We start from the raw sequence: 10,041 nt of genomic DNA on the forward strand, positions 1-10,041 counted from the left end.
GTCCCGCTGAGCTGACCACGAGATATCGCGATTTCGATCGAGTGGTGACGGGCAGCGGTCGGCTGGTCGGCTGGTCGGCTATCAACCGTCCGTAGCGGTTGCATCCAAGGAAGCGCTGATCAATGGACGTCAAGGCGCGCCGAGGCTGCGGCAAGTCGGGAAACGAGTACGTGCGGTGAGCGTCGCGCCGTTCCAAGCACCGTGTGCACCAGCCCGCTTTCGGCATCGACACCGATGCGCGCCTTCATGCCAAAGTGCTACTGCTTGCCTTTCTTCGTCTGGTGCATCTCCGGATCGCGGGCCTTCGCTTGGTTCTTCACCGACGGCGGTGCAGCCAGAATCGTCGCGTCAGCAATCGTGCCCTCGCGCATCATCAGCCCCTGGCTCGTCAGTTGCCCGTTGATCGCCTCGCAGACGGCCTTCGACAGATCCTTCTCTTCCAGCAAGTGGCGAAACTGCAGCAGCGTCGTCGCATCGGGTACCGCCTCTCGCGACAGATCGATCCGCACGAATCCCCGCAACGCCTGGCTGTCGGTGATCGCATCCTCCACTCCCGCATCCGACAGACCGTACCATTGCTGGACCAGATACGCTCGCAGCATGCCCTCCAGCCCGATCGGCGGCCGCCCGCGCTTCGTGACCCGCTGCTTCGCGGCAAAGTCGGCTTCCGAAAAGCTGATCTGACTCGTTGGCTAATCCCCTCTGCTGTGACGTGCAGAGTATACCATTCGCATCTTCGGTCAGGGCGACCGAGTCAGTGTTTTTCGCGTTTGCCAAATATATCGGCATGTTTTTGGCGTCAAGCTAGGCGCCTGTATTAACAATGCATTATAACGCTATTGCACGACCAGCGAACGGCTGCCACAGAGATCGGTGAGAGGTATGCCCATATGCTGACTTGTGCGGATTGGTGTAATGTCAGGCATGGCATCACCAGGAACGGATTTCTTCGGACGTCATAGCAAGATCTTCCATTCCGCTACCGTGAAGCGCGGAGTCGGTCGAAGAATCCCAGCCCTTGTGGCCAAGGGCCGTGCCCAGAGTCCACGTTGATGTGGCCGAGATCGCCAACATTGATGAATTTGCTGTCCCACTGTGCGGCCCAGTATTCAGCTGCACTCGCGCTGACCCAAGGATCGTTTGAACTGGCGACCAGGATGCTCGGAAATTCAAGGCGCTCTTCCAGCAGTACTTTCGCTATCCCGAAACGGTCGGGGTCGGCCGGGGCGACGAGCAGGGCCCCGCGGATCCGCCCAGGGCGGTCAAAGCCCGCGGTGACGGCTGCCAGGCAGCCGAAGCTGTGGGCGACCAGCCAGACATCGCCGACACTCGTGTCGATGGCGGTACGCACCTGTTCTGCCCAGACGGACAGCACGGGCCGCTCCCAGTCGGCCTGGTGCACGCGCCGTGCTGCCGGCAGCCGCTCCTCGAACCAGCTTTGCCAGTGCGTCGGTCCGCTGTTGTGCAGGCCGGGGATGATCAGGGTTTCTGTCATGGTGAGCGATTGTTGGCGCGACACGAAGGCTCTTCGCCAGGTCGGGGTGGCCGACCAGATGCTCTTGGCGTAGGGTGCTTTGAGGGCGGTTTGGATGCAGCCGCCGCCACAGGGGAGGTCGACCAGTTGCTTGCGCGGTGCGACCGTCTGCGGGCCTGCCTTCCAGGCGTGTAATATCTTTTCGGGTGCTTTTCGTCGTAACCAGCGATGGCGTTGGAGACGAAATCGATGCTCGGGGAAAAGATCAGGTGGCCGTAGGCGAATTCGAATTCCCCTGCCTTGTCGGTGCGCACGCGGCGCTTCTCGGCGTCGAACCCGGTGATTTCGGCGTGAACCACCTTGATCCCCCAGTTGTCGACGATGCCGTCAAGGCTATGGCCCAGGGTGGCATATTTGCGATTGCTGCCGAGGACCTCGTGGGCGGTCGGGCAGGAGGCGAACTCCTTGTTGCGGTCGATGAGCACGACCTCGATGGCGCCGTCGCCCCACTTGCGCAGGTACTTGGCGACGGTGCCACCGCCGAAGCAGGCGCCGACGACGCGGCCAAGTTTGCGACCTGTGGATGATGCGGCCAGGGCGCTACCGGGAAGGCGGCCGGCGCCAGCCTGGATAGCGGAGGTGCCGAGCGCCTGTAGCAGGCGTTTGCGATCGTTGTTGATGCGGTTCATGGTCGCTGCGCCCTCACCTCAGGCGCGAGAAATAGTCGGCCAGCGCCGCGATTTCCCCGTCGGTGTAGCCCTTCGCCAGCTGGTTCATGATCGTCGCCGCCTTGGTGCCCGCCTTGTAAGCCTTCAGGGTTTCCAGCAGGAACGCCTTGTCGCGACCGGCGATTGACGGGATGGCCGGATTGAACCTGCCTTCACTGCCGTGACAGTTCAGGCAGTTGGCAGCGAGATAGGGGTAGGAACTGGCGGGGGTGGGCTCGGCAGCGCCGAGCGAAGCGGCGGCGACGAGTCCAAGGAGGGGGAGCAGCCATTTCATTCTTGGTGGACTCCTGGCGGGACGGGTTGCTTTCCTGCAAGCGGCGGCGCAGGCCGGTCGCGGATGTCACCATTGTCCGCAAGCGCCCGGCGCAGCCAACGATGGATTTCTAATATGCTTAGTCGGCTTGCCGTGGTTGGGTCGGCGACCGTGGTGCGCAGGCATATGGTTATCAGGAAATCATCGTTCCACGCGGATGGCGCGGCCCGTAGTCTTGCCCGCCGTATTGTCGCCCGGTTTCGTCGAAGAAGAGCGATCGCGATGTCAGACCCTACCCATGCCACCACCGTCCCTGGCGGCGCCGAGATGCCCGCCCGCGGCGAGCATCTCGGCGCGCAGTTGCCGACCCTGCAGCGCAACGCCCTGCGCAAGATCTTCGGCCGCCGCGAGTTCACGCCGCAAGACGTGGCGCTGCTCGGCTACCGGCGCATCGAGAAGGCGGAAGGCATCGGTAAGAAGGGGTTGTTCGCGATTCGCACTTGGTTGCAGCAGTTCGGATACGACGTGGCGCCGCCGGAAAACCCGGCGGCTGAGCGAGCGCCCCAGGTATCACGGCGCGTGCGCATCGAGCGCGCGGTGCGCCTGCTGACGGTCCATGGCTACACCGTCGACAGCTGAGGCACGGTTCTCCTTAGCACGGTGGCGCCAAACATGTTCCGCCACCCGCTCATAAGCACATAAGGAAACCTTCGTTGGGCGTCCGGGTTCGCCTGCCTAGACTGCGCCCACACTTCAACCTTTACCCCAACCCTGGAGCATCCATGAACAAGTTCACCTCGATCCTCACCGGTCTTCTTGCCGCCGCCACGCTGGGCGGAACGGCAGTCGCGGCCGACATCACCCTGCTCAACGTTTCCTACGACCCGACGCGCGAGCTGTATCAGGACTACAACGCGGCATTCGCCAAGCACTGGAAGGCCAAGGCGGGCGACAACCTGACTTTCAACCAGTCGCATGGTGGTTCCGGCAAGCAGGCGCGTGCGATCATCGACGGTCTCGAAGCCGACGTGGCGACACTGGCGCTGGCCTACGATATCGACGCGATCGCAGACAAGGGGCTGGTTCCGCAGGCCTGGCAGAAGCGGCTGCCGAACAATGCCTCTCCCTATACCTCGACGATCGTCTTCCTGGTCCGCAAGGGAAACCCCAAGGGTATCAAGGACTGGAACGACTTGGTCAAGCCGGGCGTTTCCATCATTACCCCGAACCCGAAGACCTCCGGCGGAGCCCGCTGGAACTACCTCGCGGCTTGGGCCTATGCTCTCGAACAGCCGGGCGGCAACGAAGAGAAAGCCAGGGAATTCGTCGGCCAGGTCTATCGCAACGTCAACGTGCTCGATTCCGGCGCCCGCGGCTCGACGACCACTTTTGTCGAGCGCGGCATCGGCGACGTGCTGCTGGCTTGGGAGAACGAGGCCCATCTTTCGCTCAAGGAGGTCGGCGACAAGTTCGAGATCGTGACGCCGTCCTTGTCGATCCTTGCCGAGCCGCCTGTCGCGGTGGTCGACAAGGTGGTCGACAAACGCGGCACGCGCAAGGTGGCCCAGGCCTACCTCGAGTACCTGTATTCGCCTGAAGGCCAGGAAATCGCGGCGAAGCACTTCTACCGTCCGCAGGATGCCAAGGTGGCGGCCAAGTACAGCAAGCAGTTCGTCACGACTAGGCTGGTCACAATCGACAAGGTCTTCGGCGGGTGGCGCAACGCGCAGAAGGTTCATTTCGCCGACGGTGGCATCTTCGACCAGATCTATGCACCGGGCGGCAAGCGCTGATCCGGTGGTGCGGCGCCACGGTGCCCTGGCAGGCTCCGCGTTTATTCCTTTTTCGACTTAGCTGTTGCGTATTTGTTATTTTGCGGAATAAGCGCGGGGTTCTAGACTGCGCTTCCGTGCTGCGCTGCAGCAACCAGGGAACCCAAATCAATCATGGCAACATTCAGACGCTACAGCCCGCTGCCGGGCTTCGGCCTATCGCTCGGCTACACAATCTTCTATCTGTCGCTGATCGTGCTGATCCCGCTCAGCGCGGTCGGCAGCAAAACCATCGGGATGGGTTGGGAGGCGTTCTGGAGCGCCGTCAGCAACCCGCGCGTCGTCGCTTCCTACCAGCTCAGTTTCGGCGCGTCGCTGCTTGCGGCTGCGGTCAACGTCGTTTTCGGGCTGGTCTTCGCGTGGGTGTTGGTCCGCTACCGTTTTCCCGGTAAGGGCCTCGTTGACGCCCTGGTCGACCTGCCGTTTGCGCTCCCAACGGCTGTCGCCGGCATCGCGCTGTCGACCATCTACGCCGAGAATGGGGCAATCGGCGGTCTGTTCGCCGAACATGGGGTTGAAATTGCCTATACCCCTAAAGGTGTCGTGCTAGCGCTCGTCTTCATCGGGCTGCCCTTCGTTGTGCGTACCGTGCAACCGGTCCTCGCCGACCTCGAGAAGGAGGTCGAGGAAGCCGCCGCCGGCCTCGGCGCATCGCGCTGGCAGACCTTCGTCAGGATCATCCTGCCGCATGTACTACCGGCCCTGCTGACCGGTTTTGCGATGGCCTTCGCGCGCGCCGTCGGTGAGTACGGGTCGGTCATCTTCATCGCCGGCAATGTCCCGCTGGTGTCCGAGATCACGCCTCTAATGATCATCACCAAGCTCGAGCAGTACGACTACGAAGGCGCCACCGCCGTCGCTTCGGTGATGCTGGTCATCTCCTTCATCCTGCTCCTGGTGATCAACGCCCTGCAGGGCTGGATGCAGAACCGATACTCGAAGGGAGCATGACATGAGCGCGACCATGGTACTGCAACCCGGTTCGCTCGAACGTTTCGAAACGCCGACCGCGCGCGAGCCGTTGTGGGTCAAGATTACCCTGATTACGATCGCTCTCGGCTTCTTCGCCATTTTCCTGTTGTTTCCGCTGTTCTCGGTCTTTTCCGAGGCGCTGCGCAAGGGGTGGGGTACGTATCTGGCGGCACTCACCAACCGCGACGCGCTGGCGGCGATCCGGCTGACGCTGCTCACCGCCGCGATCTCGGTCCCGCTGAACCTGGTCTTCGGAGTGTCGGCCGCCTGGGCCATCGCCAAGTTCGAGTTCCCCGGCAAGCGCGTGCTGATCACGCTGATCGACTTGCCGTTCTCGGTATCGCCTGTCATCTCCGGCTTGATTTACGTGCTGATGTTCGGTGCCCAGGGCTGGTTCGGTTCGTGGTTGGCGGAGCACGACATGAAGATCATTTTCGCGGTGCCTGGCATCTTACTGGCGACCATCTTCGTCACATTCCCGTTCGTCGCGCGCGAGTTGATTCCGCTCATGGAGGCGCAGGGGACCGAGGAAGAGGAGGCGGCCGTTGTCCTGGGCGCCTCCGGGTTTCAGGTGTTCTGGCATACGACACTGCCCAACATAAAGTGGGGTCTGCTCTACGGCGTGATCCTCTGCAACGCGCGGGCGATGGGCGAGTTCGGCGCGGTATCGGTGGTTTCCGGTCACATCCGCGGACTCACCAACACGATGCCGCTGCACGTCGAGATTCTCTACAACGAATACCAGTATGCAGCGGCTTTCGCCGTGGCCTCGCTGCTTGCCCTGTTGGCCATCGTCACCCTCGGTCTCAAGACCCTGGTCGAGCGCCAGGGACGCCGGCAGGCCGACGAATCCAATACTACGGAGAACGCATCATGAGCATCGGCATCCGCAATATCAGCAAGCACTTCGGCGCTTTCCACGCGCTCGACGACGTCTCCATCGACATTCCTTCCGGCCAACTGGTCGGCCTGTTGGGGCCGTCAGGCTGCGGCAAGACGACGCTCCTGCGCATCATCGCCGGGCTCGAACGGGCGGATGCCGGCCGGATACTGCTCGAGGGAGACGATGCGTCCGACCGCCACGTGCGCGACCGCCAGGTCGGCTTCGTCTTTCAACACTACGCGCTGTTCCGTCACATGACCGTATTCGACAACGTCGCCTTTGGTCTGCGCGTGAAACCGAGAAGACAGCGGCCATCGGAGAACGAAATCAAGAAGCGCGTGAGCCGGTTGCTCGACCTCGTCCAGCTCGGCTGGCTCGCCGACCGGTACCCGTCGCAGCTTTCCGGGGGGCAGCGCCAACGCATCGCGCTCGCCCGCGCGTTGGCGGTTGAGCCCAAGGTGCTGCTCCTCGACGAGCCCTTCGGCGCGCTCGACGCCAAAGTGCGCAAGGAACTGCGCCGCTGGCTGCGGCGTTTGCATGACGAGATCCATGTCACCAGTGTCTTCGTCACCCACGACCAGGAAGAAGCCCTCGAAGTGTCCGATCGTGTTGTGTTGATGAACAAGGGCAGGGTCGAGCAAACCGGAGTTCCCGACCAGGTCTACGATCATCCGGCGACCCCGTTCGTTGCCAGCTTCCTCGGCTCGGTCAACCTGTTCCACGGGCGGGTCGAGGCAGGCCAGTTGCACGTCGGCGATCACGCGCTTCCCGTCGCTACGGTCCAGCAGGACAACAGCCGCGCGCTTGGTTTCGTTCGCCCGCACGAATTCGACGTGCTGCCGGCCAGCGCACCAGGCAACGGCCTTCCCGCCCGGATCCAGCGCGTGGTCGCTATCGGCCCGCTTGCCCAAGTCGAGCTGACGCGTCAGGACGGGCAACTGCTCGAGGTATCCGTGCTGCGCGACACGCTGGACGTCCTCGGCCTGCGCGAAGGGGACCACGTTTCCCTGCGCCCGCGCAACATCCGAGTTTTCGCTGACGAACAGCCCCTGGCGGCCTGAACGCAATGAATGACGAGAGAGAACAGGCCATATGAACTTCCAGCAGCTCCGGATCATCCGCGAGACCGTCCGCCAGGAATTCAACCTGACCGAGGTCGCCAACGCGCTCTACACGTCCCAGTCGGGCGTCAGCAAGCACATCAAGGATCTCGAGGACGAACTCGGGATCGAGATCTTCGTCCGCCGCGGCAAGCGGCTGCTTGGGTTGACCGAGCCCGGCAAGGATCTGGTTGGCGTGGTCGAGCGCATCCTCCTCGACACACAGAACCTGCGGCGAATCGCCGACCAGTTTGCGAGCCGGGAAACGGGTCACTTTGTTGTGGCGACCACGCACACGCAGGCGCGCTACGCCCTGCCGACCATCATAAAGTGGTTCAAGGCCGACTACCCGAAGGTGCACCTGACCCTGCTGCAGGGGAGCCCGGGCGAAATCGCCGACCTGCTGGTTTCGGGGCGGGCCGACATCGGCATCGCGACTGAGAGCCTTGACACCGTTCCCGAACTGGCGTCGTTCCCGTTCTATTCGTGGCACCACGCGATCATCGTTCCCCACGGCCATCCGTTGCTCGCGGCAGGGGGGATCACGCTGGAAACGCTCGGCGATTACCCTCTCATTACCTACCACGAAGGATTCACTGGGCGCACCAAGATTGACCAGGCGTTTTCGGATGCCGGGGTAGTCCCCGACATCGTGCTCTCGGCTATCGACGCCGACGTGATCAAGACCTACGTTGGCCTTGGGCTAGGCGTCGGCATCGTCGCCTCAGTCGCCTACGATGCCGAACAGGACCGCAACCTTGCGCTGATCCCGGTGCCCGACCTGTTCCCAGCAAATACAACCCGCCTCGCTGCGCGCCGGGGAATCTACCTGCGCAGCTATGCCCATGCCTTCATCGAAAAGGTCTGTCCGGACCTCGGCGAGGAGACCATCAAGGCCGCATTGCGATCTCACCAGAATGGCGGGGCTGACTGAACTGGGTTGCCTCGTCAGTACAGCTATCTCTTCGATTCGATGACAGGTCAACGGGCTAGGGCAGACCAAGGCCCATTCGCCGCCTGCGCCGGTCAAGCGCTCCGCCAGCCGGCGCCGTCGGCCATCGTCAGGTCAGCTCAGCGGTAGCCTGCGCGGCGGTAGCTGTAGTTGCCGTCGTAGATCGCTCCGGCACGGTCGAAGGCACAGGAGAAAGTCAGGCTGCGCTCGCCGCCCGCGCTGAAGACGACGCTGCCGTCGCCGCTCAAGGTGCGGCCGTTGAGGTCGGCGTTGCTCAGGTAGAGGCGCTCGACGTCGCCGTGTTCGTTCGCCAGATGAGCCCGGACGACGCGCGCGCATTCCGTGCGCAGATAGCGCATGTCGTTGAATGGCGACATTTTGCCGGTGTTGTAGCTGGTCCGCTTGTCGTCGTGTTCGGCGTCCTTGCTCGAGTTCGAGGCGAGGACGGCGAGCAGTGCGGCGACGCCGACGACGCCGGCACCGATCGCCAGAGCCTTGCCGCTGCCACTCTTCTTGTGCTCATGCGCGCTGTGCTGCGAGACGTTCCAGCTCACTACCTCGCGATTTTCGATGCGGCAATCGAAGCGTTGCTGGCGCCCGTCGCGGTCGTCGACCAGGCCCCTGACGGCGTAGGAACGGTGGCCGGTCTCGTTGACCTGTACGTCACGCGCGTTGAAATACGACGAGCCCCAGCCGGCAACCTAGTCCACGCAGTCGTTGCGTGCGCTGAAGTCGTTGTAGGCGAGTGCGACGGGGGCGATCAGCAGCGCGGCGAGGGTCAGGCCCAGCTTGATGGTCTTGGTGTTGGCCATGCAAGTGCCCCCTTCGGGTTGTCGATGCTGACGATGATACAAGCTGTACGCGCGAAGCGGCAGCAGTGCAGCACGCGCGGGAACGCACCTTGTGCAGCGCTCCCGCCCGGCGCGCAGCATGACGATGCCCGGCTTACGGGCGCGGCAGGGCAGCCCACAGCAGGCCGAGATACTCGTGCAGGGCATAGTAGCTGTTCAGGTTTGCGCTCGCCTGCGGCAGGAAATCGAAGGCGTCGATCGGCTTCTGGCGCCGACTGCGGAACTCGGTCGGCGCGGGAACGACGCTCAATCCGGCCGCTTCGAACAGGCGGCGCGCGCGGCATGTCGAAGGTGCGTATTCCACAGCAAACTGGACAGTGATTCCACAGCAAACTGGACAGTCATTCGTGCTAGCGTAGCGCGCGGGATAACCGTGGCATCCTCGGTGAATTTACCGAGGGCCACCTGGCGAATACCAGGTTATCCATGCGCAAGATTGTTGACGTTTTATGGCTGTCCCACGCGGGCGGCCTCAGCCATCGCGAGATCGCTTGGGTGGTCAATAGCTCGCCGACGACAGTCGGCGAAATTCTCCGCCGAGCGAAGCTCGTTGGCGTGGCGTGGCCGCTGCCAGCCGAAACGAGTGAGGCGTGGCTGGAGGCGCAGCTCTACCCGCCGGCGGCGGCGTCGAGCCAGACTCGTCCTGAACCCGACTGGCCGGGTGTGCACCGCGAACTGCGACGCAAAGGGGTGACGCTCGACCTGCTATGGCAGGAGTACAAAGCCGAACATCCGTCGGGCTACCACTACAGCGGCTGCTGCGCCCACTATCGGCGGTGGGTCGTCCGGCTCTCGTTCAGCCTGCGCCAGACGCACGCCGCGGGCGAGAAACTGTTCATCGACTACGCCGGCCCAACGGTGCCGATCACCAACTCGATGACCGGTGACATCCGCCAGGCAGCGATCTTCCTGGCCGTGCTGGGTGCTTCGAACTACACGTACCCTTGGCGCTCACCAGAATTGACCCGTTTCTGCTCACCAGACCGGACCCACTGC

At 63.1% G+C, this 10,041-nt stretch carries 11 protein-coding genes and 2 pseudogenes; 7 read left to right on the plus strand and 6 right to left on the minus strand.

What is annotated here, in order from left to right; genetic code table 11:
- Positions 1 to 185 precede the first annotated feature (185 nt).
- The 4 genes and pseudogenes from RKP46_RS00835 to RKP46_RS00850 form a co-directional block, all read right to left on the minus strand.
- Positions 186 to 680 (minus strand): annotated as a pseudogene (locus RKP46_RS00835) (IS5 family transposase); the annotation flags it as partial.
- A 299-nt stretch (positions 681 to 979) separates the two neighbouring features.
- Positions 980 to 1,495 carry an alpha/beta hydrolase gene (locus RKP46_RS00840; protein WP_311097585.1) on the minus strand — a complete coding sequence of 172 codons (516 nt, stop codon included), beginning with the start codon at positions 1,493 to 1,495 and terminating at the stop codon, positions 980 to 982.
- The gene (locus RKP46_RS00845; RefSeq protein WP_311104878.1) at positions 1,492 to 2,163 is read right to left on the minus strand and encodes an FAD/NAD(P)-binding oxidoreductase; all 672 of its coding nucleotides are present in this window, start codon (positions 2,161 to 2,163) and stop codon (positions 1,492 to 1,494) included. The genes RKP46_RS00840 and RKP46_RS00845 overlap by 4 nt, the downstream gene beginning before the upstream one ends.
- Positions 2,164 to 2,176: 13 nt before the next feature.
- Positions 2,177 to 2,476, minus strand: a complete 300-nt coding sequence (locus tag RKP46_RS00850) for a c-type cytochrome (RefSeq protein WP_311104879.1) — start codon at positions 2,474 to 2,476, stop codon at positions 2,177 to 2,179.
- A gap of 114 nt (positions 2,477 to 2,590) precedes the next feature.
- Here RKP46_RS00850 and RKP46_RS00855 point away from each other — a divergent pair, with 114 nt between their 5' ends.
- The 6 genes from RKP46_RS00855 (at position 2,591) to RKP46_RS00880 (ending at position 8,176) form a co-directional block, all read left to right on the plus strand.
- Positions 2,591 to 3,094, plus strand: coding sequence for a hypothetical protein (locus tag RKP46_RS00855; RefSeq protein WP_311104880.1), 504 nt, complete (start codon positions 2,591 to 2,593; stop codon positions 3,092 to 3,094).
- 143 nt (positions 3,095 to 3,237) lie between these two features.
- Complete coding sequence (locus tag RKP46_RS00860) at positions 3,238 to 4,248, plus strand: sulfate ABC transporter substrate-binding protein (protein ID WP_311104881.1); 1,011 nt, start codon at positions 3,238 to 3,240, stop codon at positions 4,246 to 4,248.
- A gap of 153 nt (positions 4,249 to 4,401) precedes the next feature.
- Complete coding sequence (gene cysT, locus RKP46_RS00865; protein WP_311104882.1) at positions 4,402 to 5,238, plus strand: sulfate ABC transporter permease subunit CysT; 837 nt, start codon at positions 4,402 to 4,404, stop codon at positions 5,236 to 5,238.
- 1 nt (position 5,239) lies between these two features.
- A complete protein-coding gene (gene cysW, locus RKP46_RS00870; protein WP_311104883.1) occupies positions 5,240 to 6,136 on the plus strand; it encodes a sulfate ABC transporter permease subunit CysW in 897 nt (298 codons plus the stop codon).
- Positions 6,133 to 7,203, plus strand: a complete 1,071-nt coding sequence (locus RKP46_RS00875) for a sulfate ABC transporter ATP-binding protein (protein ID WP_311097578.1) — start codon at positions 6,133 to 6,135, stop codon at positions 7,201 to 7,203. Before cysW ends, RKP46_RS00875 begins: the two co-directional genes overlap by 4 nt.
- Before the next feature lie 31 nt (positions 7,204 to 7,234).
- Positions 7,235 to 8,176 carry a CysB family HTH-type transcriptional regulator gene (locus tag RKP46_RS00880; protein WP_311104884.1) on the plus strand — a complete coding sequence of 314 codons (942 nt, stop codon included), beginning with the start codon at positions 7,235 to 7,237 and terminating at the stop codon, positions 8,174 to 8,176.
- 137 nt (positions 8,177 to 8,313) lie between these two features.
- Here the strand turns inward: RKP46_RS00880 and RKP46_RS00885 are convergent, their stop codons facing one another.
- Together RKP46_RS00885 and RKP46_RS00890 are read right to left on the minus strand one after the other, a co-directional pair.
- A complete protein-coding gene (locus tag RKP46_RS00885; RefSeq protein WP_311104885.1) occupies positions 8,314 to 8,748 on the minus strand; it encodes a hypothetical protein in 435 nt (144 codons plus the stop codon).
- Between the two features lie 391 nt (positions 8,749 to 9,139).
- Positions 9,140 to 9,295: a hypothetical protein gene (locus RKP46_RS00890; protein WP_311104886.1), complete on the minus strand. Its 156-nt coding sequence runs from the start codon at positions 9,293 to 9,295 to the stop codon at positions 9,140 to 9,142.
- Between the two features lie 176 nt (positions 9,296 to 9,471).
- Between RKP46_RS00890 and RKP46_RS00895 the strand changes: the two are divergent.
- Positions 9,472 to 10,041, plus strand: a pseudogene (locus RKP46_RS00895) (IS21 family transposase); the annotation flags it as partial.

This window comes from Accumulibacter sp., from assembly GCF_031732815.1.
In the GTDB taxonomy this organism is placed as follows: Bacteria; Pseudomonadota; Gammaproteobacteria; order Burkholderiales; family Rhodocyclaceae; genus Accumulibacter.

Coding starts and splice junctions, on each gene's coding strand:
- RKP46_RS00840 (WP_311097585.1), bottom strand. CDS start 1,495: ATGACAGAAACCCTGATCATCCCCGGCCTGCACAACAGCGGACCGACG.
- RKP46_RS00845 (WP_311104878.1), bottom strand. CDS start 2,163: ATGAACCGCATCAACAACGATCGCAAACGCCTGCTACAGGCGCTCGGC.
- RKP46_RS00850 (WP_311104879.1), bottom strand. CDS start 2,476: ATGAAATGGCTGCTCCCCCTCCTTGGACTCGTCGCCGCCGCTTCGCTC.
- RKP46_RS00855 (WP_311104880.1), top strand. CDS start 2,591: ATGCTTAGTCGGCTTGCCGTGGTTGGGTCGGCGACCGTGGTGCGCAGG.
- RKP46_RS00860 (WP_311104881.1), top strand. CDS start 3,238: ATGAACAAGTTCACCTCGATCCTCACCGGTCTTCTTGCCGCCGCCACG.
- cysT (WP_311104882.1), top strand. CDS start 4,402: ATGGCAACATTCAGACGCTACAGCCCGCTGCCGGGCTTCGGCCTATCG.
- cysW (WP_311104883.1), top strand. CDS start 5,240: ATGAGCGCGACCATGGTACTGCAACCCGGTTCGCTCGAACGTTTCGAA.
- RKP46_RS00875 (WP_311097578.1), top strand. CDS start 6,133: ATGAGCATCGGCATCCGCAATATCAGCAAGCACTTCGGCGCTTTCCAC.
- RKP46_RS00880 (WP_311104884.1), top strand. CDS start 7,235: ATGAACTTCCAGCAGCTCCGGATCATCCGCGAGACCGTCCGCCAGGAA.